A 26,723-nucleotide genomic window follows, 5' to 3' on the forward strand; every position below is an offset into this window, starting at 1 on the left:
GCCGTCGGCGCGCCGGGCCTGAAGGCGATCATCACCTACCTGTCGGGCGACAACATCGACGCCGCCAGCGGCGACCGCCGCGAGTGGGAGCGTGACTTCCGCCTCGACTACACCCTGCAGGACGGCGCCCTCAAGGGCCTCGGCTTCTCCTGGCGCAACGCCTCCCTGCGTGGCAACACCAGCGCCAACGACCAGGACGAGAACCGCCTGATCGTCAGCTACACCCTGCCGATCCTCTAAGGAGCACCACCATGAAACCTCATGTTTCCCAGGCCCTGCTGGGCCTGTTCGCCGGCCTGATCCTGGCCGGCAACGCGCTGGCCGAGGACGTCCAGGTCGCCGTCGCCGCCAACTTCACCGCGCCGCTGCAGACCATCGCCGCCGACTTCGAGAAGGCCACCGGGCACAAGGTGGTCGCGTCCTACGGGGCGACCGGCCAGTTCTACGCACAGATCAAGAACGGCGCGCCCTTCGAGGTGTTCCTCGCCGCCGACGACACCACCCCGGCCAAGCTGGAGAGCGAAGGCGAAAGCGTGCCCGGCTCGCGCCTCACCTACGCCATCGGTGCCCTGACCCTGTGGTCGGCCCAGGAAGGCTACGTCGACGACCAGGGCGAAGTGCTCAAGAGCGACCGCTTCCGCCACCTGGCCATCGCCAACCCGAAGACAGCGCCCTACGGCCTGGCCGCCACCCAGGTACTGGACAAGCTGGGCCTGCGCCAGGCCGTGGCGCCGAAGCTGGTCGAGGGACAGAACATCACCCAGGCCCTGCAGTTCGTCTCCAGCGGCAACGCCGAGCTGGGCTTCGTCGCCCTGTCCCAGGTGTACAAGGACGGCAAGATCACCAGCGGCTCGGCCTGGCTGGTGCCGGCCGAACTGCACGAGCCGATCCGCCAGGACGCGCTGATCCTCAGCAAGGGCAAGGACAACCCGGCGGCCAAGGCCCTCGTGGACTACCTGAAGGGCGAACAGGCCGCCGCCGTGATCCGCTCCTACGGCTACCAGCTGTAGCCGGCGGCGAACGGGCCTTGTAGGGTTCGCCCAGGCCGTAGGGCGGGTGAAAACCGCGTGATCGACGACGCGGGCTGCACCCGCCCTGCCCACTGTCCAGACCAAGGGAATACCCCGCAATGCCCCTGACCAGCGCCGACTTCTCCGCGATCTGGCTGACCCTGCAGCTGGCGACGCTGACCACGGTGCTGCTGCTGTTGATCGGCACGCCCATCGCCTGGTGGCTGGCACGCACCCGTTCGCGGTTGAAGGGCCCGGTCGCCGCCGTGGTCGCCCTGCCCCTGGTGCTGCCGCCGACGGTGATCGGCTTCTACCTGCTGGTGACCATGGGCCCGCACGGCTTCATCGGCCAGTTCACCCAGAGCCTGGGGCTCGGCATCCTGCCCTTCAGCTTCGCCGGCCTGGTGGTCGGCTCGATCTTCTATTCCATGCCCTTCGTCATCCAGCCGATCCAGAACGCCTTCGAGGCCATGGGCGAGCGCCCGATGGAGGTGGCCGCCACCCTGCGCGCGGGGCCGTGGGACAGCTTCTTCACCGTCGCCCTGCCACTGGCCCGGCCCGGCTTCCTCACCGCCACCGTTCTCGGCTTCGCCCATACCGTCGGCGAGTTCGGCGTGGTGCTGATGATCGGCGGCAACATCCCGGACAAGACCCGCGTCGTCTCGGTGCAGATCTTCGATCACGTCGAGGCCATGGAGTACGCCCAGGCCCACTGGCTGGCCGCCGGCATGCTGCTGTTCTCCTTCCTGGTCCTGCTGACGCTGCACGTCAAGGGCCGCATCCGGCCGTTGGAGCGCTGACCGTGTCCGATCCCGGAAAAGGCATCCGCGCGCGCTTCCGCGTGCCCTACGGCAACTTCCTGCTGGACCTCGACCTGCAGCTGCCCGGTCGTGGCGTCACCGGCCTGCTCGGCCACTCCGGCTCCGGCAAGACCACCTTCCTGCGCTGCGTCGCCGGCCTGGAGCGGGCGCAGGAAGGCTTTCTCGAAGTCAACGGCGAACCCTGGCAGGACAGCGCGCGAGGCCACTTCCTGCCCACCCACTGGCGGGCGCTGGGCTACGTGTTCCAGGAGGCGAGCCTGTTCGAGCACCTGTCCGTGCGGCGCAACCTCGAATACGGGCTCAAGCGCATTCCCACCCGGGAGCGCAAGGTGGCGCTCGACCAGGCCCTCGAACTGCTCGGCATCGGCCACCTGCTCGACCGCATGCCGGCCAGGCTCTCCGGCGGCGAGCGGCAGCGCGTCGGCATCGCCCGTGCCCTGCTGACCAGCCCCGGCCTGCTGCTGATGGACGAGCCGCTGGCCGCCTTGGACCTCAAGCGCAAGGCCGAGATCCTGCCCTACCTCAAGCGCCTGCACGACGAGCTGGACATCCCGATCCTCTACGTCAGCCATTCGCCGGACGAAGTGGCGCGCCTGGCCGACCACCTGGTCGTGCTGGAGGAAGGCAAGGCCCTGGCCAGCGGGCCGATCGGCGACATGCTCGCCCGCCTCGACCTGCCCCAGGCCCACGAGGAAGACGCCGGCGTGGTGGTCGAGGGCGAGGTGCGCGGCTACGACGCGGACTACCGCCTGCTCGACCTCGCCCTGGCGCCCGGTGGGCTGCCGCTGCGCATCACCCACCCGGCCGTGCCGGCCGGCAGCCTGCTGCGCATCCGCATCCAGGCCCGCGACGTCAGCCTGAACCTGGAGCGCCCCGCGCACAGCAGCATCCTCAACCTGCTGCCGGTGACCGTGCAGGACCAGCTGGACGCCGACAACGGCGCCCATGTGCTGGTGCGCCTGGACATGCAGGGCACCCCGCTGCTGGCCCGCATCACCCGCTACTCCCGCGACCAGCTCGGCCTGCACCCGGGCCAGCGCCTGTGGGCGCAGATCAAGTCGGTGGCGCTGCTGGCCTAGCATCCGGGCCACGACCGTAGGGCGGGTGAAACCCGCGATAAGCCAGGCTCCCCGCGCGGGTTTCACCCGCCCTACGGCATCGGTTCGGGGCAGAGATGCCACCCCGCGCACCCTTTTGGCGCCCTCCGAGGTCATCGACCGGGGCCATGGGCCCGCGGACACGGACTTCCCGCTCGCTCCGCAAAACTGGCACAGCCTCTGCATCGGTCCCGACGACACCCGCTCGATACAGGCGGGTGGCCCGATCGATCAACGGCGATCGAGTGGCCGAGGCCACGGGCGCAGAACAGGCAAGGGCGCCTGAAACCGCGAGGTTTCAGGCGCCTTTTTTTGTCCCCGGAAAACCGCTCCCAGCACGAGAGAGAACAGCATGTCCTACCTGATCCCCGCCGAGTTCGTCACCAAGATGGTCGACGCCGGTGAATCGAAGATCTTCATGTCCACCCGCGACACCCTGATCCGCGCCTTCATGGCCGGCGCCATCCTCGCCCTGGCCGCGGTGTTCGCCGTCAGCATCAGCGTGCAGACCGGCTCACCGCTGCTCGGCGCCGTGCTGTTCCCGGTCGGCTTCGTGATGCTCTACCTGATGGGCTTCGACCTGCTCACCGGGGTCTTCGTCCTCACCCCGCTGGCCCTGCTGGACAAGCGCCCCGGCGTCACCGTCGGCGGCGTGCTGAAGAACTGGGGCCTGGTGTTCACCGGCAACTTCGCCGGCGCCCTCACCGTGGCCTTCATGATGGCCTTCGTCTTCACCTACGGTTTCTCCACCGAGCCCGGGGTGATCGGCGAGAAGATCTCCCACATCGGCGAGGACCGCACCCTGGGCTACGCCGAGTACGGCCTAGCCGGCTGGCTGACCATCTTCCTGCGCGGCATGCTGTGCAACTGGATGGTGTCCATGGGTGTGGTCGGCGCGATGATCTCCACCACCGTCAGCGGCAAGACCATCGCCATGTGGATGCCGATCATGCTGTTCTTCTACATGGGCTTCGAGCACTCGGTGGTGAACATGTTCCTGTTCCCCTCGGCGATGATCATGGGCGGCGACTTCTCGGTGATGGACTACATGCTGTGGAACGAGATTCCCACCGCCCTGGGCAACCTGGTCGGCGGCCTCGCCTTCACCGGCCTGACCCTCTACGCCACCCACGTGAAGACCGCGCCCAAGCGCTCCTTCGTCTGAAATCCCTTCACGCCCGTGGGAGCGGCCTTGGCCGCGAGCCTTTCCTGTAGCGACACCAGAAGCTCGCGGCCGAGGCCGCTCCTACAACGGCGCACGGACCGAGAGCCCGCCCCGCCCATGACCCAGCTCGTCGTCAGCCTCGGCCAGTACTCGGACAAGGGCCGCAAGGAGGTCAACCAGGACTTCCACGGCGCCTGCATCCCACCCGAGCCCCAGCTCTCCAGCAAGGGCATCGCCATCGCCCTGGCCGACGGCATCGGCAGCAGCGCCGTCAGCCACATCGCCAGCGAGGCGGCGGTGGCCAGCTTCCTCGAGGACTACTACTGCACCGCCGAGGCCTGGTCGGTGAAGAAATCCGCGCAGCGCGTGCTGATGGCCGCCAACGCCTGGCTCTATGCCCAGACGCGGCAGAGCCAGTACCGCTACGACATGGACCGCGGCTACGTCTGCACCCTCAGCGCGCTGGTGCTCAAGGCCACCAGCGCGCACCTGTTCCATGCCGGCGACACGCGCATCCAGCGCCTGCGCGGCGACGAGCTGGAACGCCTGACCGAGGACCACCGCCTGTGGGTCTCGCGCGACACCAGCTACCTCAGCCGCGCCCTGGGCGTCGGCCCGCACCTGGAGCTGGACCACCGCAGCCTGACCCTGGAACCCGGCGACCTGTTCCTGCTGACCACCGACGGCATCCACGAACACCTGCCGCCGTCGGCCATGGTCGAGCTGATCCAGGCCCACGGCGCCGACCTCGACGGCGCCGCCCGCGCCATCGCCGAGGCCGCCTACCAGCGCGGCAGCGACGACAACCTCACCGTGCAGCTGGTGCACATCGAGCAGCTGCCCCGCGCCGACGCCGGCGAACTGCACCAGCTGCTCGGCGAACTGCCGCTGCCGCCATTGCTGCAACCGCGCATGGAGTTCGACGGCTACCGCATCGTGCGCAGCCTGCACGCCAGCAGCCGCAGCCACGTCTACCTGGCGCTGGACGGCAACCGGCCAGTGGCGCTCAAGGTGCCGGCCACCGAGCTGCAGGACGACCGCGTCCATCTGGAGCGCCTGCTCACCGAGGAATGGATCGCCCGCCGCATCGACAGCGCCCACGTGCTCAAGTCTCCGCCGCAGACGCGCCGGCGCCGCTACCTCTACACCGTGAGCGAGTACGTCGAAGGCCAGACCCTGCGCCAGTGGATGATCGACAACCCCCAGCCAGGGCTGGAGAAGGTGCGCGACCTGGTCGAGCAGATCGCCCGCGGCCTGCAGGCCTTCCACCGCCTGGAGATGCTGCACCAGGACCTGCGCCCGGAGAATGTGCTGATCGACGCCACTGGCACCCTGCGGCTGATCGACTTCGGCTCGGCACAGGTCGCCGGCCTGGCCGAGCGCGCGCACGGGCAGCCGGCACAGGCGCTGCCGGGCACCCTGCAGTACATGGCGCCGGAATACTTCATCGGCGAGGCCGGCTCACCACGCGCGGACCTGTTCTCCCTGGCGGTGATCGCCTACCAGTTGCTCAGCGGCCGCCTGCCCTACGGCGCCGAAGTCGCCAAGTGCCGCAACCGCGCCGAGCAGGGGCGGCTGGTCTACCAGTCGCTGCTGGACGCCGAGCGCAGCCTGCCGCCCTGGCTCGACGAGGTGCTGCGCAAGGCCCTGCATCCCGACCCGAATCGGCGCCACGCGGAGCTGTCCGAATTCGTCCACGACCTGCGCCAGCCCAGCGCCGAGTATCTGAACCGGAGCCGGCCACCGCTGCTGGAACGCAACCCGCTGCTGTTCTGGCGCGCCACCAGCCTGCTGCTCGCCGCGCTGCTGGTGTGGCAGGTGCTCGGCTGAGGTCCCCGCGCCCATGGCCGGAGCGACGCTTGTTCCGGTTCGCCCCCACCCCTTACCATCCGGGCACCCTGCAACCGAGCCCGATCCATGCGCGAACGCACCATCGCCAGCCACTTCGTCCGTGCCGCCCTGCGCGGCGCCGAGCGCCAGGGGCGCGACTACGGTCCGTTACTGCGCGAAGTCGGCATCCGCCCGGCGCTGCTCGGCGAACCGCGCGCGCGCATCGCCCCGGAACAGTTCACCCGCCTGCTGCAAGGCCTGTGGGCGCTGCTCGACGACGAGTACATGGGCTTCGGTTCCATCCCCAGCAAGCGCGGCACCTTCGCCATGATGTGCCACGCCATCATCCACTGCCACAGCCTGGAAAAGGCGCTGGTACGCGGCATGCTGTTCTACGGCCTGTTCCCCGATGCGCCGCGGGTACAGCTGCGGCGCGAGGGCGAATGGGTGCGTCTGACCCTGGACAGCTCGGCCATGTGGGACCCGGACCACTTCCTCACCGAGAGCCTGCTGGTGATCTGGCACCGCCTCGGCAGTTGGCTGATCGGCCAGCGCATCCGCCTGGAGGAAGCCAGCTTCGCCTACCCGGAGCCACCGCACGGCAGCGAGTACGACCTGCTCTACCCCTGCCCACGGCGCTTCGACGCCGACTGCACCAGCCTGCTGTTCCACGGCCGCTACCTGGCGATGCCGCTGCTGCAGGACGAACGCACCCTCAAGCAGTTCCTCGACCACTCGCCGGCCGACCTGCTGGCCCGGCCGGATGGCGGCGACAGCCTGACCAGCCGCATCCGCCGCCTGCTCGGCCGCGACTGCCGCGACTGGCCGGACCTGGAAAGCGTCGCCACCCAGCTGCACATCAGCCCGCAGACCCTGCGCCGCCACCTGCGCGAGGAAGGCAGCAGCTTCCAGGAACTCAAGGACCACCTGCGCCGCGACCTGGCCATCTACCACCTGGGCCGCGACGAACTGTCCATCCAGGCCCTCGCCGAGCAGCTCGGCTTCTCCGAACCCTCGGCCTTCCATCGCGCCTTCAAGAAATGGACCGGCCTGACCCCCGGCGCCTACCGGGCCAATCAGGACGGCTAGTTGGACAGCGGATAGGTCATTGGTAGGGTGCGCCGCGCGCACCGCAATCCAGGCCCAGCCTACTCCGGCGCGACCGGCTCGTCGGCCTGCAGCAGCGCGCTGCGGAACCACGCCGCGCAGAGCCAGCAACCCAGCAGCACCGGCACCACCAGCGGCAGGATCAGCACGCCGAACTGGTAGCCGAGCGCGATCAGGTCCGCCTGCATGCGCGACAGGGAGGTGCGCCCCATGTCCGCGGGCAGGCTGAGGAACACCGACTTCACCAGGTCCATGCCGGCGCCGAAGGCCGCGACCAGCAGCAACAGCAGGACACACAGCCCCAGCAGGTTGCGGGAAATGTCGCAGCGGGAATCCGCGGCGAAGGCCAGCGCCAGGAACACCGGCATGCCGTAGGCGAAGATCATCGGCCGCGACTGGATAAGCAGCTCGGCGGTCTGCCCCGCCGGCACCTCGAGCCCCTTGTAGGAGCCGGCGCCGAGGACGACCACCGCCTGGATCGTCTCGCCCACGGACTCGACCTGGGTTATCCGCCCGCCGGTGAACAGGGGCAGCAGCAGGTCGAGCAGCCCCGCCACCAGCATCGCCAGCAGCGGACCGCAGAAGTACCAGATGGCGAAGGTGACCGGCAGCCACAGCAGCAGGGGGAACAGGATGCCCTTGAACCCGGCCTGCGGCATCAGGCGGTACCGCCGAACACTGCCGCGGTGGCCTTGCCGCTCTTGAGCACGTAGCGCAGCCACAGCAGGAACACCACGAACACGTCCAGCATGATCAGCGCCTGCCAGATGTACAGGTGCGCCCAGTCGAACGCGGTCATGTTCCACTGGCCGATATAGAACAGGCTGACGATGCGCAGGATGTTCACCGCATGGATCGACAGCAGCCCGATCAGGATGCCCACCAGCCTGGCGCGCCAGGTGGCGGGGAACGCCAGCATGGCGGCGAGCAGGATGATCGAGGCCTCCACGCCGTTGCAGCCGGCCTCGATCGACATGGCGAACCCGGACGGCACGTCGTACAGGTAGATGCCGCTGGCCACGGCGCCGGCGTCGAACGGGGTCAGCACACCGATGCTGATCAGCACCAGCAGCTCGGTGAACGGCGTGACGAACCACTGTTGTACCGGAGGGGTCAGCTCCAGTACGAACAGGACGGCCTGAATGATGCAGAACAGCGTCAGGAACCGGGCCACGCCTCCTTACCTCCCCCTCAGGCGCGGCGACGCGCGCGCCAGGCCAGCAGGGACATCAGCATCGTCAGCATCAGCAGCGCACCTTGCGACAGGGTGGGCGCGCCGACCGACTTGTCGATGACCGGCGTTTCGTCGCGCGGGTCGTTGTTGCCCGGGTCGATATCGCCGGGCGCATCGATGTGCGCCTCGTTCGCCAGCGGGGTGGGACCGGAGTAGTTCTCGTCCAGCAGCGCGGTGATGGTGAACACCCTGCTCGCCCCGGTGGGCAGCGTGCCGACCTGGCAGGTCACCGTACCGCCGCTGTGGCTGCACGCGCCGGCCGGGGTCGAGCTCAGGTATTGCAGGCCGGACGGCAGCGGGTCGATCAGCTGCGCGCCGAGGCTGTCCGCCGCCGCGCCGCCGGCACCGCCGTTGTTGGTGACGGTGATGGTGTACACCACGTTCTCGCCCTTCACCAGAGCCCGGGGGCTGGCGGTCTTGGTGCCGCCCAGGTCGACCGGAACGTCGTCACGGCGGGCCGAGGTGGTCTCGATGGCCTCGTTGTTGTCGTTCAGGGTCTCGGTCTCGTTGACCTCGACGGACACATGGTTGTGGCTGCTGCCCACTGCCACGCCGGCCACGCCACTGACGGATTCCGCGCGCATCGCATAGGTGACCCTGCGCTGATGGCTGGCACCCTCGTCGAAGTAGCCGGAGAAGTTGCAGGTCAGCACGCCGGAAGTCGCGCCGACGGCCGGCTCGGTGCAGCTGTACTCTGCCGCGTCACCGGTCACCTCGGTGGCGCCCCTGTATACCCGCAGGCCGCCCTGGTAGCTGAACACGGCCGTGGGCGCGGCACCGCCGGGCGCGTTGACCGGGAAGGTATCGACCATGGTCAGGCCGGTGCCGGCGGAGGGACCACCGTTGTCGATGCTGATGGTGTAGGTCGAGGTCTCGCCCAGCGCCACCACGTTGGGGTTGTCGGATTTGTTGACCACGATGTCCAGCACGGCAGCCGTCACGGCAGTGGTGGTGTTCGCCGTGTTGGAGAGCACATCGTTTTCCTCGGTGGTGGTCGATACCACTACCGCGTTGTTGATGGTGTCGCCCTCGGTCATCGCCCGCACTTCGTAGACGACGTTGCGCGTGGTGTTGTTCGGCACGCTGGCCCAGGTACAGGTCAGGGTCTGGCCCACGCTGCCGATGGCGGGCAGCGGCGCACAGTTGCCGCCGTCGCTGCTGATCAGGCCGAGGAACGGAGCATTGCCGGGCAGGGTGTCGACCAGTTCGACGCCGCTGGCGGTCGAGGGGCCGGCGTTACGCACGGAGGCGGTGAAGCGCAGGGGCGCCCCGGCCGGAATGGTCGGGCTCGGACGGGTCTTCAGCGCCTGGATGTCGACCATCGCGGTGACGTTGCCGGTGACATCGTCGGTGTTGTTGTCACGGTTACCGTCACCCTCGCCCACGTCGGGCGAATAGACCGTCGCGACGTTCTCGCGCGGCGCGTTGGTGGCCACCAGCGGCAGGACCACGATCTCGATCGTCGAAACGCTCCCACTGTTGAGGGTGCCCAGGTTGCAGCGCAAGGCCTGGGAGGCGCCATCGAGCGGGCCGAGCGTGGCGGCGTAGGGACCGGTGTCGCCGATACGGCAGCCGAAACCGGCGGCCGGCGCGGGCGAAATGGACACGGATTGCAGGCCGCCCTGCGACAGCAGGCTGAGCAGGTCATCCTCCACCATCACGTTGGTCGAGGCATCGGGGCCATGGTTGGTCACTTCCAGCGTATAGGTCAGCGGCTCGCCGGTCTTGATCAGGGCGGACGATGCCAGCTTCTGGATGCTCAGATCGGCCCGCTCGTTGGTGACGCGGGTCTCCACCTGGCCGGTGCAGTCGTTGGCCGCATTCCTGTCCGTCGAGCTGCCGGTTCCTTCCAGGGCGGTACAGGCGACGTTCTGCAGCACGCCCGCGGCGGTGGCGCGCACCGGCACGCTGATCGCGTCGGTGGCCTGGCCGCTCGCCAGCGGGCCCGGGCGCGTACAGTTGACCACCGTCAGCGTGCTGGCGCTGCAGTCCCAGCCGGTGCCCGCTGGCAGGCCCTGCGCCTGGACATTGGGCGGCAGCGTGTCGGTCACCCGGATGAGCTGTCCGGCCTCCACATTGAGCGGCCCTTCGTTGCGCACGGCCAGCCAGTAGGGGAAGAGTTCGTTCACCGCCACCGCGTGACGGGGACCGGCCTTCCACACGGCGAGGTCCGACTCGTCGCTGGAGTTGATGTTCACCGCGCTGGTGTTGTTGCTGGAGTTGGCGTCGCCGGGAGTCGCGATCACCGCGGTGTTGCCCAGCGTGCCGAGGTCGTTCGCCACGGCATGCACCTGGATGGTGGGCATGTTGCTGAAGTTGCCGCCGCTCCAGCCGGAGCGCGTACAGGTCAGCACGCTGCCGGCGGTGCTGCAGGACCAGCCGCTGCCGGCGGTAAAGGCCGTCGGCGTCGCGAAGGACAGCCCCGCGCCCAGGGTGTCGGTCACCGTGATGGTGCCGCCGGGCTGCTGGCCGCCCAGGTGGCGGGGCGTGAGGGTATAGGTCACCGTGCTGCCCTGGGCCACCGCCCCGCTGCCGGCCGGCGAGGTGCGCGCCTTAGTGATGCCGACGTCGGTACCCGGATCGAATGTCAGCGGCACGCCGTCGATGTTGTTGGACTCGTTGCCATCCGGCACGGGTTCGCCGTTCTGCTGCAGACCGGCGACCCGGAAGGAGGACGACACGTTGCCATTGGTGTTGGAGACGGCGGGCACGGTGATGACCGGCGCCGGCGCGCCGTTGGCCAGCGCCTGGTTGCGGTCGCAGGTGATCAGTTCGTTGTTGCTCAGCGGGTAGCCCGAGGCCGGTGTGCAGGTCCAGCCGCTGCCGGTGGGCCGCGCAGTGACGGAGGCGCCGCTCGGCACCTGGAAGGTCACCCGGGTCCCCGAGTTGGCGGGCATGGCGTCCGGCCCGTTGTTGACGACTTCCAGCTGGTAGGCGTAGGGCTCGCCCGCCAGGATGCCGGGGGCGGCGTTCGAAGTGGCGTTCAGTTGCAGGTCGGAGGCGGCCTGGGCCGTGGTGGTCTGCGGCGCGGAGTTGTTGCCCAGGTTGGTATCCGCGGTCACGCCGGTGCTGGCGGCAGATGCATTGCTGGTATAGGTACCGGCGTTCGGCAGGCGGACGTCGATCTCGATCGTCATCGCCTGGTTGAACGCCAGCGCCGACAGGCCGTTGCAGGTGACGGTCTGGGGGCCGGCGTTGTAGGTACAGGTGCCGGTCCCGCCAACCACCCGGTACGTCACGAACTGGCCATAGGTGCTGCCGCCAGTGACGGGCATGTTGAAGGAGGTGGTGATGCCGGTGGCGCTGCCCTCGGCGGAAGGGCCGTTATTCTGCAGCCCCAGGCTGTAGGTGAACACGCCTCCGGCAGGGCCGATGTTCGGCGAATCCTGGAAGTCCAGCGCCAGGTCCGCAGCGAGGGCGACAGTGGAGAAGCCCAGCAGAGGAAGTGCAAGCAGCACTTTCGAAACAGGCCTTCTGGAAACGCCATCCAAACAAATGCTGCCCATCCATCTTGCATTCATGCCTGACCCACTCCCCGACTTGCACATTTGAAAGAACCAGAGGCGCCATGCGGACCATGGGCGCCGGTATGAACTGGCAAATGGCGGGCTCAGGCCGATCGTTCGGCTCGTTGGCGCCTGCAGCTGCCAGTGATTGGCCGGCATCTTGGCAGAACACCTGTACACAAAATTTTGCTGGAGCGGACGATTCTTTTGCTGGATGGGATGAAAGCGATGCTTGAACGCCGGAGTGCATAAGAATCTGGAGTAACCTTGCAACCGGGAGCTAAGGGTGCCGTGCCATGCGAGGTGGCGGCATCGCAGCCCGAGACGCGAACTCGCGACAGGCGGCTGAGGATGTGCAGTGGAAGGCCGGCGCTCGCAAGAGCCCTGATGATTTCACTGGTTCCCCGTCATGTATGCAAGGAGAGAAGTACCGTGGTTGAACCCACGAACTCTGCGAGTCGCCCCCCACATATCCTGGTGATCGACGACCGTCCGGAAGACCTGCGTCCCCTGCTCGAGCTGCTGCGTACCCAGGGCATGCACCTGTCCCTCGCGGAAGACCCGCGCACTGGCCTGCAACGGGCCATGGCGCTCTATCCCGACCTGATCCTGCTGGACGTCCACATGTCGCAGATGAGCGGCTTCGCGGTCTGCCGCCTGCTGCGCGAGGCGCCCGCCCTGCAGCAGACGCCGATCATCTTCCTGACCAGCGCCGCCAGCGTGGAGGAGCGCCTGGAGGGCCTCAGCCTGGGCAGCGTCGACTACATGGTCAAGCCCTACGTGCCCGAAGAAGTGCTGGCGCGCATCCGCATCCACCTGCAGCTGGTCTGGCGCGAGCGCCCCGCCCCGGTGGGCGTGCCCGAAGGGCTGCAGCCGGCGGACCAGATGATCCTCCACGCCGCCATGCGCCTGATCGGCCGCAGGCTCGAGGACGTGCCGCCCCTGGCGGAGATCGCGCGCCAGGCCGGCACCCACGAGAAGAAGCTGTCCGCCATCTTCCGCCAGCACCTGGGCATGACGGTCTTCGCCTGGATTCGCGAGGAGCGCCTGCGCAAGAGCCAGGAACTGCTCGCCGACAGCGACATGGACATCCAGGACATCGCCGAGCTGGTGGGCTTCAACAGCGCCGCCAACTTCACCACGGCGTTCCGCCAGCGCCTGGGCATGACCCCGTCGAAATACCGCAGCCAGGCCAGGGCCGGCGCATCGGAACCTACCGCCGAGACACCTCCGGGCACCTGACGTCGCCGGCCGGCGGCACCCTCGGCGACGCGGCGGTATCATGGCGGGCAGACCCCCGATGATCGCCAAGCGAACAGGACAAAGCCCGCTGGAATGCATGAGTAGATGCCTGCTGTTGCTGCTGGCCATGGCGCTGGCGAGCCTGCCGACGCCCTCGGTCGCCTCCGTGGGCGCCGTGCAATGCCTTTCGGAAGTGGTCACGCTGCTGCCCTCCGCCCAGATTCTCGAAGATCCGTCGAAGAACCTCACCGCCGCCGACGTGGCCGACCTCGACGACGCCAGGTTCTTCGACGTGCACAGCGCCCCTCCCCCGCTGGCCTTCACCCATTCGGCCATCTGGGTGCGCTTCCACCTGTACAACCCGCTGGCGGAGCCCTGCGAACGCTGGCTCACCGTGGGCGACGCCCGCCTGGAGGATGTCCAGGTCCACATCCTGAGCAACGGCATGTGGAACGGGATGAAGGCCGGCAGCGCCTACCCGCTCGAACAGTGGGCCGTCGCCGAACGCCAGCCACGGTTCCCCGTCGAAGTGGGCGCCCAGGAGGAGGCCCTGGTGCTGATCCGCGTGGTCAGCAAGAGCCGGATGATCATCAACCCGCAGTTGTGGTCGGACACCGCCTTCTTCGAGAAAAGCATGTCGGCCCAGCTGGTCGATGGCCTGGCCTGGGGCATCCTGCTGCTGATCCTGCCGATCAGCCTGGTCGCCGGCTTCCTGCTGCGCTTCCGGCTCCTCATCATCAATGCCTTCACGCTGCTCTTCTATTTCTCGCTGACCGCGCTGGCCAGCGGCTACCTGTTCTACCTGCCTGCCCTGCTGCCCTGGTCGCGCGAGCTGGTGGCGGTCGTCTCGGCGATCGCCTTCTCCATCTTCTTCGTCTACACCTTCGTCCTGTTCCGGGTGAAACTGCTGCCCCCCTGGCTGCAGTGGCTGTTTTCCCTGTACCTGATCGCGGGCGGGCTGCTCCTGCTGTGGGGCGCCTATGGCGATTTCATCGCCACCCGCAACGCCTTCATCCCCTATCGGAACGCCGCCTACCTCCTGATCCCGCTGACCTTCGGCGTGGCGCTGTACAAGAAGGTCCGGCTGAGCTGGCTCGCCTGGCTGATCTGCGCCCTGTTCCTGGCGCAGGGCAGCAAGGGGCTGCTGTGGGAAACGGAGAACGAGGTGTGGCTGTATGGCGAGGACAGGCTCGGCCTGTCCTCGTCCCTGATCATCGTCTTCCTCCTGATCAGCACGCTGGTGTTCGCCATCGCCCATAGCAGGAAGCGCGAGCGCAGTGCGCTGGCCGAGATCGACTACCTGCAGCAGGCCGAGCACGAACGCCTGGAAAACCAGGTCCAGCTGCGCACCAAGCAGCTGCGCGAATCACTGCAGTCGCGCAGCGCCCTGCTGGCGCGCATCAGCCACGACATGCGCGCGCCGCTGAGCAGTATCATCAGCTACGCCCACCAGTTGCGGACCGACCCCGACTCCGAATACCCCGAGCGCATCGAGCGCAATGCCCGCGAGCAGCTGGAACTGCTGGACGACCTGCTGGAATTCTCCCGTAGCGAACTCCAGCAGATCGAACTCAGCCTCAAGCCGGGCTACCTGTTCGGCTTCCTGCATGAGATCGCTGAAGAAGGGAAATACATTGCCACGCGCCAGAACAACCGCCTGGAGTGCAGCCTGGACAGCAACCTGCCGCTGCTGGTGCACGCCGACTTCCGCCAGCTGCGCCGGATACTGATCAACCTGCTGAACAACGCCGCCAAGTTCACCAGCAACGGCCTGATCGTGCTGCGCATCGAGTGCACGGAGCAGAATCACCACCAGTTCCGCCTGTCCTTCACCGTGCAGGACAACGGCATAGGGCTGCCCCCGGACGCCCGGGACAGGCTGCTGAGGCCTTTCCAGCGGGGCAGCAATGTCAACCATACCGACGGCTTCGGCCTCGGCCTGTCCATCGTCAACGAGCTGCTGGAGCAGATGGGCTCCACGCTGTGCATCGAGGGCAATCCCTCGGGGGGCAGCACCTTCGGCTTCCAGCTCTGGCTGGAGGGCGCCGCGGAGGAGGAACTGGACACGGTCTTCGTGGAGAGCCACGTCGCCACCATCGACGGCCGCGAGCGCCGCATCGTGCTGGTCGACGACGTCGAGCTGACCCGCGCCTTCCTCGGTGATCTGCTGGCCGGCTACGGCTTCGACGTGACCCTGGCCGGCAGTGCCGAAGAGGCCCTGGCCCGGCTCGATGAGCAGCCCGCCGACCTGCTGATCACCGACCAGATCATGCCGGGCATGGATGGCTGGGCGCTGCTGCAGGAGATCAGGAGCAACTATCCCGGCCTGCCGGTGCTGCTCTATTCGGCCTCCCCCGCACGCACCGCCAGCGCCCGCGCCGACCTGATGTTCGACGCGGTGCTGCTGAAGCCCGCCAGCACCAAGGACCTGCTCAGCTGCATCGACCGCCTGTCCGGCGTGGCGCAACACGCCAATGAGCCGGAGCCGGCCCAGGGCGCCTAGTGTCACGCAATGTCGGCATGCTGGCAGGCACCTCCTGGGTGCGCCGTACTCCTAAGCACCGCGCCCCGTCGTTCCCGCGCAGGCGGGAATGACGGGATATCCTATCTACCCTGTCCGTGTAGCGCCTTCACCCGGCTGCCCTGGCGCAAAGCCCATCTTCCGCGACGCTCGATCATTGGCCCAACCATAGGACAGGCGGAGCTTCCCCTTACGCACAAGGCCCAACGCCCCTTCGTCCCCGCGCAGGCGGGGACCCAGGACGCACGGCCTTGCCCCGCAACTGGATTCCCGCCTACGCGGGAATGACGGGATATCCTATCTACCCTGTCCGTGCAGCGCCTTCACCCGGCTGCCCTGGCGCAAAGCCCATCTTCCGCGACGCTCGATCGTTGACCCAACCATAGGACAGGCGGAGCTTCCCCTTACGCACAAGGCCCAACGCCCCGTCGTCCCCGCGAAGGCGGGGACCCAGGAGCGCGTTGCCTTGCCCCGCAACTGGATTCCCGCCTTCGCGGGCATGACGGGATATCCTATCTACCCTGTCCGTGTAGAGCCTTCATCCGACTGCCCTGGCGCAAAGCCCATCTTCCGCGACGCTCGATCGTTGACCCAACCATAGGACAGGCGGAGCTTCCCCTTACGCACAAGGCCCAACACCCCGTCGTCCCCGCGCAGGCGGGGCCCCAGGACGCGCGGTCTTGCCCCGCAACTGGATTCCCGCCTGCGCGGGAATGACGGGATTTCGTGTGTGCCTTGTCCGTACAGGGTCTTCCCCCCTATTACCGTGACGCAGAGCCACCTGACGCTCTATCAGGCCCCAGGCGCGCCCCCATGCGGCTAGCGGGCCACAACCCGATTACGCCCCTCGCTCTTGGCCCGATACAGCCGGTCGTCAGCCGCAGCAAGCAACTCGCGGGGCGTGCTTTCCGCAGCGGGCACGACGCTGGCGCAGCCGATGCTGACGCTGACCCAATCGGACACGGGCGAGCCCGCGTGGGGGATGCACAGGTCGACCACGGCCTCGCGGATGGCCTCAGCGACCTCGGCCGCCTGCTCCAGGTCCGTCGCCGGCAGGATGCAGGCGAACTCCTCGCCGCCATAGCGGGCAGCCAGGTCGTCGTGCCGCCGCATGTGCCCTTCCAGGGTTTCGGCGACGCCCCGCAGCACCTCGTCGCCCGCCAGGTGGCCGTAGTAGTCGTTGTAGGCCTTGAAGCCGTCCACATCGACCATCAGCAGCCCCAGCGGCTGGGCCAGCTCGGCGAGCCGTTGCCATTGCAGCGCCAGGGCCTGGTCGAAGCGACGGCGGTTGGCGATGCCGGTCAGGCCGTCGAGCTGGGTGAGCCGCTGCAGCTGCAGGCGCTGCTTCTGCGCCAGCAGATGGTTGCGCACCCTGGCCCGCAGGATGGCGGGGCTGAACGGTTTGGCGATGTAGTCGATGGCGCCCAGGTTGAGCCCGAATTCCTCGTCGGTCTCCTCGTCGAGGGCGGTCAGGAAGATCACTGCGATGTCCGCCGTGAGCGGGTTCTGCTTGAGCCGCCGGCACACCTCGAAGCCGTCCATCAGCGGCATGTGCACGTCCAGCAGGATCAGGTCGGGCCGCTCGCCGAGCGCCATCCGCAGCGCCTGCTCGCCACTGCCGGCCAGCAATGGCACGCAGAGGTCCTCGATCTCGGCGGCGGCAAAGGCCAGGTTGAGCGGCACGTCGTCCACCAGGAGCACCTTCTGCGCGCTCCCGCTCGACGGGCCGGGCCGATGGGCCCTGTTCTCGGACATGAAAGATCCCTCTCAGAGCTTCGCCGTCAGCCAGCGACACCGAAGCGGGTTTCCAGCTCCCGCACGGCATCCGCTGCCGCGCGGTCGACCTGCAATGCCAGCGCCCGCGCCGCGGCCACATCCGACCGCTGCAGGGCCTGGCGAACCGCCTTGCCGAGGTCGGCGAGCTGCACCAGCCCCGCGTGCCCGGCGGTGCTGATCAGGTCGTGGGCCTGCTGGTCCAGCGGCTGCAGGTCCGCCTGCCCGGCGAGCGCCGCGAACGAGCGGCCACGCTGCCGGCAATCCTCCATCAGCATATTCAGCATATTGGTGAAACGCTCAGGCGCCACCAGGCGCTGCAGGTGCTCGAGCGGTTTCGGGTCCAGCACCCTGCCCTGGCGAACCGGCTCGACCGGCGCCGCGGCCGCCGGTACGACCTGCACGGGCTCCTCGTGCAGGCAGTGCTGGAGCAGCGTCCGCCACAGCTGCTGCTCGTCAATGGGCTTGCCGACGTGGGCGTTCATGCCGGCGGCCAGGCATTGCTCGATATCCTGCTGGCTGGCGTTGGCGGTCATGGCGATGATCGGCAGGCTGCCGAAGCGCGGGTTCTGCCGCAACAGGCGGGTTGCGGTCAGGCCGTCCATCTCCGGCATCATCAGGTCCATCAGCACCGCGTCATAGGTGCCGTCATGAGCCTGCTCGAGCAGGTCGATGGCATGTCGCCCGTCCTCCGCCTGATCGACCTGCATGCCGGCCTCCTTCAGCAGCTCGTTGGCCACCAGCCGGTTGAGTTCGTTGTCGTCGACCAGCAGCAGGCGCAGGCCATTGAGCGCCTTGGCGCTGACCCGCGGATACGCGACCGGCAGGTTCCGCGCCTGCTCACCGAGCGCCGCCTCGGCGACCCGGATGCGGAACCAGAAGACGCTGCCCTCTCCCGACCGGCTGCGTACCCCGACGCCACCGCCCATCAGCTCCGCCAGGCTGCGGGAGATGGCCAGCCCGAGCCCGGTGCCGCCGAAGCGGCGGGTGATGGAGGCATCGGCCTGCTGGAACGGCTGGAACAGGGAGCGGGTCTCCTGCTCCGACAGGCCGATACCCTGGTCCTCCACCTCGCCGTGGAGGACCAGCCCGTCTTCCCGCTCCAGGCGCAAGCGCAGCGTCACCCGGCCACGGTCGCTGAACTTGAGCGCGTTGTTGACGTAGTTGATCAGGATCTGGCTGACCCTGAGCGGGTCGCCCACCAACAGGGGCAGTTCGTCAGGCGCCTCGATCCGCAGTTCCAGGCCCTTGCTGGCCGACCGCTCCTCGAACATCTCGCGCACGTCCTCGAGCAGTTGCCGGGGCGAGAAGGGAATCGCCTCCACCTGCAGGTGCTCGGCGTCGATCTTCGAGTAGTCGAGGATGTCGTTGATGATGCCGAGCAGGTGTTGGCCGGCGCGCAGGATCTTCTCGAGGCGCCCCTGCTGCCGGGGCTCCAGGGGATGCCTGAGGGCGAGCAGGGCCAGCCCCAGGATGGCGTTCATCGGCGTGCGGATTTCATGGCTCATGGTCGCCAGGAACGCGGCCTTGGCCTTGGCGGCCTGCTCGGCCAGTTCCTTGGCCTCCTCCAGCGCCCGCGCCTGTTCCTTGATGTCGCTGATGTCCAGCCAGATGCCGTTGAACAGGGTGGAGCCGTCGTCCGTGCGCCGGGCGGTGGCCAGGGTCTTGAGCCAGAAGCGGCGGTCGTCCAGCGCCACCTGCATGTCGATATCGAGGGGTTGCAGTGCCTCCAGGCTGCGCGCGATGGCCTGCTCGATCGCCTGGTCGGCGGCGGCGCTGCGCTCGACGCGGATGCCGTCCAGGCGCAGCCCCGAGCTGTTCACCAGGGTCTCCTGGCCGATGAACTTGCCGGCCTTGCCGCTCAGGAAGGTGAAGCGCTGGCTGCCATCGGGCCTGACCATGAGCTGGAACACCGCGCCGGGCATGGCGTCGGTGAGTTCGACCAGCTGCCGGGAGATGCGCCGGATCTCCTCGCTGGCCCGGGCCTCCAGCTCCAGGCGGTCGGCACGCTGCATGTTGTCGCGGAACACCTGCAGCGCCTGGGCCATCCTGCCGACCTCGTCGCGGCGCTCGGTGTGCTCGATGCGCTCGTCATAGTGCCGGTGGCTCAGCTGCCCCATGGTCCGGGTCAGCTGGTTGATGGGGCGGGAAATCTGGGTCAGCGACAGGTACGCGGACATGCCGATGATGGTGGTCAGCGCCAGGCCGAAGGAGATCGCGGTCGCCAGCAGCGTGCTGCGGGTCGCTGCGTTGAGCTGCAGCGAGGCGCTCTGGAAGTGCTCGATGATCTCGTCGCGCAGGGCGTCCATGTTGCCGCGCAGCTCGTTGAGCCGGGGATCGAAGCGGGAATGGATGATGTCGAGGGCCCGATCGCCCCGCCAGCGCGCCGCCGCGTCGATGATCTGGCCCGCCAGCTCGAACACCTGCTGCTCCTGCGCCAGGATGGCCTCCAGCTTCGGCGCCGAGTCGTCCAGCAGGGGTGCGATGCCGGCGATCTTCTCGCGGAACTGCGCCTGCCGCTCGTTCAGCCGCAGCTGGGTGGCGCGCATCTTCGCCTCCTCCTGCTCGGTCAGCACGGAGAACACCAGGCGGCTGGCGTCGCTCAGGTCCAGCAGCGCCGAGCCGATCAGCACCGAGGCCTGGGCATCGCGGCCGATCAGCGCACGGTAGTCGCGGTCGACCGAATAGAGGTGGTGCATCGAATACAGCGTGATGATGATCGACAGGGCTCCCAGCAGGGCGACCAGCGTCACGATCTTGCCGGTCAGGTTCAGGTTGCTGAAGAACCGCATGGACATCTCCCTATGGATTGGACGCATCGTCGACGAGCCGCCGCAGGCGGGCGACCGCCTCGGCGTCGTCGATGCGGCCCATCAGGTGGTCGCTGACCACCTGGTAGATCGCGTTCTTGACCGGAGCCGGATTGGCGTTGCCCATGGCGATGGAACCCATCAGCGTGCGGCGCATGTTGGCGCCACGCAGGTCGTTGATCGCCTGCTGGCCGCAGCGGTTGAAGCTGTCCCGCGGCACGTCGACCCGTGCCGGCGCCGCGCCGGTCGCGATGTTCAGCTCGCGCTGCAGATCGATCTCCATCAGCGTGCGGACGAACGTCCGGCGCGTCTCGGGGTGCATGGGCTTGTCCTTAAACAGCATGTACTGGTCGCTGTTGAACAGGAACACGCCCTGGGTATCGGGAAAGCGGAAGCACTCGTAGTCGCGGCCGGGCAGCATCCCGTGATGGCTGAACTCGCCATCGACCCAGCTGCCCTGCACCTGCAGCAGCGCCTGCCCGGCGCGCACCAGGTCGGTGGCCTGGTCCCAGCTGCGGGTGCGGAAGCCGGGGTCGAGGTAGCCGCGCAGTTGGCTCATGCGCTCGAAGATGCGCATCAGCAGTTGCTCATCCAGCGCGCCGGGGTCCAGTTCGAGGAACGCCCGGCGGTAGAACTCGGCCCCACCGGCGCCGACGGCGACCGACTCGAACAGCAGGGTGTGTTCCCACGGCTCGTGCCCGATCGCCAGGGCGATCAGGCCGTTGGCCCGGGCCTTGTCCAGCAGGGCCAGGAGGTCGGGCCAGGTGTCCGGCGGCGCCATGCCCAGGCGCGCGAACTGCGGGCCGTTGACCCACAGCCAGTTGGTCGAGTGAGCGTTGATCGGCGCGGCCACCCAGTGCCCCTTGTAGCGGGACAGGTGCTGGATGCCGTAGGGCACCACCTCGTCCCACTCCTGCTCGCGAGCAATGTCGTCGAGGATTTCCAGCTTGCCCTGACTGGCCCACTGGTGGATGTCATAGCCGATCACCTGGGACGCCATGGGCGGATCGCCGGCAGCGACCCTCTTGCGCAGCACATCGCTGTAGCGACTGGTACCGCTGCCCGCGGTGACCGCCTCCCGCCAGACCAGCCCCTGCTTCTCCATGTGGCGGCGGATCACATCGATGCTGGCCCGCTCGCCCTCGGACACCCACCAGTGGGAAACCTCGACATCCTCGGGTGCCGCCCACGACAGCGGCGCGCCGCAGAGCAGGCAGATCGAGAGCAATGTGCGCATGAGCGACATGGAAGACGCTACCACCGCGCCGCTGACCGTGAAGGAGGCAGTACTGCGCGAGGGGCGGCACTACAGGGAAGAGGGTCGAAGGAAAGCATGGCCACGGGCTACCATCCGGAACGAGCGGCTCAGGCTAGAGCCCCGGGCCCGCACATGCAATCCCGGCGAGGACCGGGAAGCCAGCCTACGCCGCCAGAGACTCGCCGAGGGCTGCCACCACGGCCTCCGCCCTCGCCCGCAGCCGCTCGAATTCCGCTTCCTTCTCCGCCGTGTCGACGGGGCCGTGCTCCCGGAGGAACGCCTGGAGGTCCCTGAACGCGGCGGTGCGCATATCCAGCATGCGCTGGGCATTTGCGGGTGGAATGGGCATTTCTCGTCCCCTGCTGGGCCTGCGGCTGCCGCTTGTACGATGGCAGCCAGATGGAACGAGGGTAATCCAGCGCGGGACGGCGGCACAGTGACGCCTGGTCGCAGGCCCGGCGCTCCAAACAGGAGCCGAGCGAAAGCATTTCCCGACCGCTCGACCAGATTCCGTATTCATGGCGATTGACAAGGCCTGATCCAGCCCGCCAAATTCAACCGATTCATTGCTGGCCGTATGCAATTACCGGGAGCTGCACCATGTTCTGGAACAAGAATAAGAACACCTCTGGCAGCCCCCTTGCCGGGCCATCCCGCTCCCCCCTGGCGCTCTCCCTCGAAGCGCGGATGATGTTCGACGGCGCGGTCGCCGCCACGGCAGTGGAAGCCGCCGCCACACCGTCCGCCAGCCCTGCGGCGGATGCTCCCGACAGCCACGACACCCTCGCGGCGGCCCCCTCCGGCAGCGCCGATCACCGCCAGGAAGTGGTCTTCATCGACGGCCAGGTCGAGAACTACCAACAACTGCTGGCGGGCGTGCAACAGGGCACCGAGGTGGTGGTGCTCGATCCTGAGAAGGACGGGCTGAAGCAGATCGGCGACCATCTGGCTGGGCGCAGCGGCATCGACGCCATCCATATCGTCAGCCACGGCCTGCCGGGGCAGATCACCCTGGGCAGCATCACGCTGGACCGCACCAGCCTGGATGGGCGGGCCGCGGAACTCGCACGGATCGGAGCCAGCCTCGGCCCGGATGGCGACATGCTCTTCTACGGTTGCGATGTCGGCAGCGGAACCGCCGGTCAGGCCTTCGTCGACCAGATCGCCTTGCTCACCGGAGCCGATGTCGCCGCTTCCGACGACTCCACCGGCGCCGCCGCCCGTGGCGGCGACTGGCTGCTGGAAGTCACCCGCGGCTCGATCGAGGCGGCGGCCCCCTTCTCGGCGCCTGTCCGGGAGGCGTTCACCGGGCGGCTGTTCTCGGGCATCCTCGATTTCAATGGCGCCGACAATTTCGCCTTGGGCCCTTCGGTCACCGATGGCGAGGCTGGCTCCGTCGACATTTCCGGCATCGCCATCGAGATCTATTCGGCGGCCGCCGGCAGCAATGTGAACAGCAATGCCACCTGGGGCTACTACTCGGATCTCTTTGGCGATGGCCCCACGGGGCCCGATGAAGGCATCGGCGGCGACAACGATGGTTTCGGAACCCCTGTCTTCGTCATCCGCAGCCAGGACGGCGCGGACTTCTCCTTCACCGGCATCAGGGTGGTCGATTACCTGGGCGTCCAGTCGCAAGTCACTTTCAGCGCCTATCGGGACGGCCAGCTCCTGGGCAGCGTGACCCTGGGCATCGACTCAGTTACCTATTCGAGCACCTTCAGCCAGTCGACGGGGCTGACGGCCTCGATCTTCCAGAACGTGGACGAAATCCGCATCACCAACCCGGACGCCGGCCAGCCGGATATCAACGGCAACTTCCTGCTGCTCGACGAAATCGGCGTCGCCGATGCCATCGCGCCACCGACCCTCGTATCCGCCACCTTTGCCGACAACGCACTGAAGATTGGTGAAACCTCCACCGTCACCTTCGTGTTCTCCAGGGCGGTCACCGGTTTCACCACGGCCGACCTCACCGTGCCCAACGGTGCCATCAGCGGCCTTGGCTCCAGCGATGGCGGCACCACCTGGACCGGCACCTTCACTCCCAACGCCAGCGTCACCGACGCGACCAACGTCATTACCGTCGACCTGGCAGGCGTCACCAGCGTCAGCGGTGGGTTGGCAGGCAGCGGCACGGCGAATTCGAGCAACTATGCGATCGACACGCAGGCGCCGGCCATCAGCGCGGTTTCCGCAGCGACCGCCAATGGCCACTACGTCACCGGACAGATCGTCGACATCACGGTTACCTTCGATGACAACGTCACCGTCAGCGGCACACCGCAACTGACGCTGGAAACCGGCAGTAACGACCGGGTGGTGAACTACCTCAGCGGCTCGGGCACCAACACACTGACCTTCCGCTACACGATCCAGTCCGGCGATACCAGCCTGGATCTGGATTACGTGAGCACCAGCGCCCTCGCGCTCAATGGCGGCAGCATCCGCGACAGCGCCGGCAACGATGCGATCCTGACACTGGCATCGCCCGGCACAGCCGGCTCCCTCGGCGCCAACAAGGCCATCGTGATCGATTCCGCACCCGGCATCAGCAACCTGAATGGCGACAGCGTCGCCTGGGCCGGTGTGGGTAATACGGTGATGCTGGACGTTGGCGGCAACGCGGCGATGTTCGATGCGGAATTCAGCGCGCTCAACAGCGGCAACGGCAACTGGAGCGGCGCCAGCCTGACCGTACAGCGCGCCGGCACAGCGGTTTCCGCGGACATCCTTGGCCTCAATACGGCAGGTGCCTTGTTCACCGTGAACGGTGGCAACCTGCAATCCAGTGGCCAGACCTTTGCGACATTCACAAATACCGGCGGTGTTCTGACCATCACCTTCACCAGCAGCGGCACGGCGGCCACCACCGCCCTGGTGCAGGACGTAGCGCGCCACATCAGCTACCGCAGCGACACACCGAGCGGTGACGCGACCATGCGCTACACCCTCAGCGACGGTTACTCGAGCACCACCGCTAACGTGACCGTGACCAGCGACACCATCTATGTCACCAATGCCATCGACACCACCACGGTCAATGTCAGCGATGGCGTGAGCTTCAGCGAGGCGATCGCCATCGCGGCAGCAGATGTCACCGGCAGCCAGACCATCGTGATCGACGCCAGCCTGGCGGGGCAGACGGTGTCGACCTCGGCGGCCAGCGCGCTGGGCGAGAGCCTGACCCTGAACCTCGATTCCGCCAGCGGTGTCACGCTGTCCGGCGGCACCCTGTCGATCGGCTCCGGCCTGTCCCTCAACGTGGTCAACGGCGCCGGCGACACCGCCACGGTCGCCACGGCCCTGGCGGGCGCGGGAGGGCTGACCAAGAACGGCGCAGGCAGCGTGAGTCTGAGCGGCAACAATACCTATACCGGAGCGACCAGCGTCAATTCCGGTAGCCTGCTGGTCAACGGTGCCCTGACCGCAACGAGCGGCGTCAGCGTGGCTGCCGGCGCCACGCTGGGTGGTAGCGGCAGCATCGACAGCAACGTCACCCTCAACAACGGCGCCACGCTCGCCCCCGGCAGCGGTGTCGGCACCCTGACCATAGACGGCAACCTGACCATGGCGTCGGGCAGTACGCTCGCCATCGAGATCAATGGCACGACGGCCGGCACCGGCTACGACCGGGTAGCCGTGAATGGCACAGTCAATGTCTCGGGTGCGACGCTGGCGGTCACCCACGGCTATCAGGCGGGCATCGGCGACAGCTATACCATCATCGTCAACGATGCTGCGGATGCCGTGACAGGCACCTTCGGCGGTATCGGCGAGGGCGGCGTGTTCAATGCGGGCGGCAACGCCACCCAACTGACCGCCAGCTATATCGGCGGCGACGGCAACGACTTCACGCTGACCGCTCCGCTTGCGCCGACCGTCACCGACGTAACGTCCAGTACCGCCAATGGCACCTACAGGATCGGCGACACGGTCACCATCACCGTCACCTTCGATGCCGCGGTATTCGTCACCGGTGCGCCTACGCTGCAATTGGAAACCGGTACGACGGACCGCACGCTCGACTACCTGTCCGGCTCGGGCACCAACACACTGACCTTCAGCTACACCGTCCAGGCAGGCGATAGCGCCTCGGACCTCGACTATGTATCGACCTCCGCCCTGGCGCTCAACGGCGGCACCATCCGCAACGGAGCCGGCATCGACGCCCTGCTGACGCTCGCGGCGCCCGGCACGGCCGGTTCCCTGGGCGCCAACAAGGCACTGGTCATCGACGGTATACGCCCGACCGCCAGTATCGTGGTCAGTGACACGACCCTGAGCGTGGGTGAAGACACCACCGTCACCATCACCTTCAACGAAGCCGTCACCGGCCTGACCACCACCGACTTCAGCGTCGCCAACGGCACCCTCAGCGGGCTGTCCTCGTCCGATGGCGGCATCACCTGGACCGCAACCCTCACACCTGCGACCAGCGTCGAAGACAGCAGCAACCTGATCACTCTGGATAACACCGGGGTGCAGGATCTGGCGGGCAATACTGGCACCGGTAGCACCGACTCCAACAACTACGCCATCGACACCCAGCGGCCAACCGCCAGTGTCGTGGTGGCCGATAGCACCTTGAGGGTAGGAGAGACCACCACCGTCACCATCACTTTCAGCGAAGCGGTGACCGGACTGACCACAGCAGACTTCAGCGTGGCCAACGGTGCGCTCAGCAACCTCAGCAGCAGTGACGGCGGCATTACCTGGACAGCCACCCTCACGCCCAACGCCAACGTCACCGATACCAGTAACCTGATCACCCTAGACAACACCGGAGTGCAGGATCTGGCGGGCAACGCCGGTGCCGGCAGCACCGACTCCAACAACTACGCGGTCGACACCCTGCGCCCCACCGCCACCGTGGTGGTGGCCGATACCGCGCTGATCGCCGGCGAGACAACCACCGTCACCATCACCTTCAGCGAGGCCGTCACCGGCCTGACCACCGCCGACTTCACCGTCGCTAACGGCACACTCAGCGACCTGACCTCGTCCGATGGCGGCCTGACCTGGACCGCCACGTTGACGCCGACGGCCAACGTCACCGATGCCAGCAACCTGATCACACTGGACAACACCGGCTACACCGATGCCGCCGGCAACACCGGCACCGGCACCACCGACTCCAACAACTACGCACTCGATACCCAGGCACCGGCTGTCGATTCGGTCTCGGTCCCCGCCGACGGCACCTACATTGCCGGCCAGAACCTCGACTTCACCGTCAACTTCAGCGAGAACGTGGTGGTCGACACCAGCGGCGGCACACCGCGCATCGCCATCACCCTCGATACCGGCGGCACCGTCTTCGCCGACTATGTTTCCGGCTCCGGCACC

The 26,723-nt window shown here is 67.6% G+C and carries 17 protein-coding genes; 10 read left to right on the forward strand and 7 right to left on the reverse strand.

The window, feature by feature from the left end; all coding sequences use genetic code 11:
• The 7 genes from N7640_RS24260 to N7640_RS24290 form a co-directional block, all read left to right on the forward strand.
• Positions 1 to 240 (forward strand): OprD family outer membrane porin (locus N7640_RS24260; protein WP_279905949.1); only part of this gene is annotated, 240 nt, incomplete at its 5' end.
• An 11-nt stretch (positions 241 to 251) separates the two neighbouring features.
• Positions 252 to 1,010 carry a molybdate ABC transporter substrate-binding protein gene (gene modA / locus N7640_RS24265; RefSeq protein ID WP_279905948.1) on the forward strand — a complete coding sequence of 253 codons (759 nt, stop codon included), beginning with the start codon at positions 252 to 254 and terminating at the stop codon, positions 1,008 to 1,010.
• A 119-nt stretch (positions 1,011 to 1,129) separates the two neighbouring features.
• A complete protein-coding gene (gene modB / locus N7640_RS24270; protein ID WP_220813987.1) occupies positions 1,130 to 1,810 on the forward strand; it encodes a molybdate ABC transporter permease subunit in 681 nt (226 codons plus the stop codon).
• A gap of 2 nt (positions 1,811 to 1,812) precedes the next feature.
• A complete protein-coding gene (gene modC / locus N7640_RS24275; protein ID WP_279905946.1) occupies positions 1,813 to 2,910 on the forward strand; it encodes a molybdenum ABC transporter ATP-binding protein in 1,098 nt (365 codons plus the stop codon).
• A 370-nt stretch (positions 2,911 to 3,280) separates the two neighbouring features.
• Positions 3,281 to 4,093 carry a formate/nitrite transporter family protein gene (locus tag N7640_RS24280; RefSeq protein ID WP_279905945.1) on the forward strand — a complete coding sequence of 271 codons (813 nt, stop codon included), beginning with the start codon at positions 3,281 to 3,283 and terminating at the stop codon, positions 4,091 to 4,093.
• 117 nt (positions 4,094 to 4,210) lie between these two features.
• Positions 4,211 to 5,923, forward strand: a complete 1,713-nt coding sequence (locus N7640_RS24285) for a bifunctional protein-serine/threonine kinase/phosphatase (protein ID WP_279905944.1) — start codon at positions 4,211 to 4,213, stop codon at positions 5,921 to 5,923.
• An 87-nt stretch (positions 5,924 to 6,010) separates the two neighbouring features.
• Complete coding sequence (locus N7640_RS24290) at positions 6,011 to 7,012, forward strand: AraC family transcriptional regulator (protein WP_279905943.1); 1,002 nt, start codon at positions 6,011 to 6,013, stop codon at positions 7,010 to 7,012.
• Positions 7,013 to 7,071: 59 nt separating this feature from the next.
• Here the strand turns inward: N7640_RS24290 and N7640_RS24295 are convergent, their stop codons facing one another.
• From N7640_RS24295 to N7640_RS24305, 3 genes are read right to left on the reverse strand one after another with little or no spacing between them, the layout of a single operon-like run.
• Positions 7,072 to 7,689, reverse strand: a complete 618-nt coding sequence (locus N7640_RS24295) for an exosortase H-associated membrane protein (protein ID WP_220813983.1) — start codon at positions 7,687 to 7,689, stop codon at positions 7,072 to 7,074.
• Complete coding sequence (xrtH, locus tag N7640_RS24300) at positions 7,689 to 8,204, reverse strand: exosortase H (protein ID WP_220813982.1); 516 nt, start codon at positions 8,202 to 8,204, stop codon at positions 7,689 to 7,691. Before xrtH ends, N7640_RS24295 begins: the two co-directional genes overlap by 1 nt.
• A gap of 17 nt (positions 8,205 to 8,221) precedes the next feature.
• A complete protein-coding gene (locus N7640_RS24305; protein ID WP_279905941.1) occupies positions 8,222 to 11,722 on the reverse strand; it encodes a hypothetical protein in 3,501 nt (1,166 codons plus the stop codon).
• A gap of 525 nt (positions 11,723 to 12,247) precedes the next feature.
• On the opposite strand from N7640_RS24305, the gene N7640_RS24310 reads away from it, so the two are divergent.
• The gene (locus N7640_RS24310; RefSeq protein WP_262880270.1) at positions 12,248 to 13,012 is read left to right on the forward strand and encodes a helix-turn-helix domain-containing protein; all 765 of its coding nucleotides are present in this window, start codon (positions 12,248 to 12,250) and stop codon (positions 13,010 to 13,012) included.
• Between the two features lie 97 nt (positions 13,013 to 13,109).
• Positions 13,110 to 15,515: an ATP-binding protein gene (locus N7640_RS24315; protein WP_279905940.1), complete on the forward strand. Its 2,406-nt coding sequence runs from the start codon at positions 13,110 to 13,112 to the stop codon at positions 15,513 to 15,515.
• Between the two features lie 837 nt (positions 15,516 to 16,352).
• Here N7640_RS24315 and N7640_RS24320 read toward each other — a convergent pair.
• From N7640_RS24320 to N7640_RS24335, 4 genes are all read right to left on the reverse strand, one after another.
• Positions 16,353 to 17,288 (reverse strand): diguanylate cyclase, encoded by a 936-nt coding sequence (locus N7640_RS24320; RefSeq protein ID WP_279905939.1) that lies wholly within the window; start codon positions 17,286 to 17,288, stop codon positions 16,353 to 16,355.
• A 26-nt stretch (positions 17,289 to 17,314) separates the two neighbouring features.
• Positions 17,315 to 20,098 carry a response regulator gene (locus N7640_RS24325; protein ID WP_279905938.1) on the reverse strand — a complete coding sequence of 928 codons (2,784 nt, stop codon included), beginning with the start codon at positions 20,096 to 20,098 and terminating at the stop codon, positions 17,315 to 17,317.
• Positions 20,099 to 20,108: 10 nt separating this feature from the next.
• Positions 20,109 to 21,362, reverse strand: a complete 1,254-nt coding sequence (locus N7640_RS24330) for an ABC transporter substrate-binding protein (RefSeq protein ID WP_279905937.1) — start codon at positions 21,360 to 21,362, stop codon at positions 20,109 to 20,111.
• Between the two features lie 175 nt (positions 21,363 to 21,537).
• Complete coding sequence (locus tag N7640_RS24335; RefSeq protein ID WP_279905936.1) at positions 21,538 to 21,723, reverse strand: hypothetical protein; 186 nt, start codon at positions 21,721 to 21,723, stop codon at positions 21,538 to 21,540.
• A 251-nt stretch (positions 21,724 to 21,974) separates the two neighbouring features.
• On the opposite strand from N7640_RS24335, the gene N7640_RS24340 reads away from it, so the two are divergent.
• On the forward strand, positions 21,975 to 26,723 hold a 4,749-nt coding region (locus tag N7640_RS24340; RefSeq protein WP_279906257.1), incomplete at its 3' end, for an Ig-like domain-containing protein.

The sequence above is a fragment of the Pseudomonas sp. GD04015 genome (assembly GCF_029837675.1).
GTDB lineage: Bacteria > Pseudomonadota > Gammaproteobacteria > Pseudomonadales > Pseudomonadaceae > Aquipseudomonas > Aquipseudomonas paralcaligenes.

What these genes read in the sequence shown, in the direction of transcription:
- modA (WP_279905948.1), top strand. Translation starts at nt 252, where the DNA reads ATGAAACCTCATGTTTCCCAGGCCCTGCTGGGCCTGTTCGCCGGCCTG.
- modB (WP_220813987.1), top strand. Translation starts at nt 1,130, where the DNA reads ATGCCCCTGACCAGCGCCGACTTCTCCGCGATCTGGCTGACCCTGCAG.
- N7640_RS24280 (WP_279905945.1), top strand. Translation starts at nt 3,281, where the DNA reads ATGTCCTACCTGATCCCCGCCGAGTTCGTCACCAAGATGGTCGACGCC.
- N7640_RS24285 (WP_279905944.1), top strand. Translation starts at nt 4,211, where the DNA reads ATGACCCAGCTCGTCGTCAGCCTCGGCCAGTACTCGGACAAGGGCCGC.
- N7640_RS24290 (WP_279905943.1), top strand. Translation starts at nt 6,011, where the DNA reads ATGCGCGAACGCACCATCGCCAGCCACTTCGTCCGTGCCGCCCTGCGC.
- N7640_RS24295 (WP_220813983.1), bottom strand. Translation starts at nt 7,689, where the DNA reads ATGCCGCAGGCCGGGTTCAAGGGCATCCTGTTCCCCCTGCTGCTGTGG.
- N7640_RS24315 (WP_279905940.1), top strand. Translation starts at nt 13,110, where the DNA reads ATGAGTAGATGCCTGCTGTTGCTGCTGGCCATGGCGCTGGCGAGCCTG.
- N7640_RS24320 (WP_279905939.1), bottom strand. Translation starts at nt 17,288, where the DNA reads ATGTCCGAGAACAGGGCCCATCGGCCCGGCCCGTCGAGCGGGAGCGCG.
- N7640_RS24325 (WP_279905938.1), bottom strand. Translation starts at nt 20,098, where the DNA reads ATGCGGTTCTTCAGCAACCTGAACCTGACCGGCAAGATCGTGACGCTG.
- N7640_RS24330 (WP_279905937.1), bottom strand. Translation starts at nt 21,362, where the DNA reads ATGTCGCTCATGCGCACATTGCTCTCGATCTGCCTGCTCTGCGGCGCG.
- N7640_RS24335 (WP_279905936.1), bottom strand. Translation starts at nt 21,723, where the DNA reads ATGCCCATTCCACCCGCAAATGCCCAGCGCATGCTGGATATGCGCACC.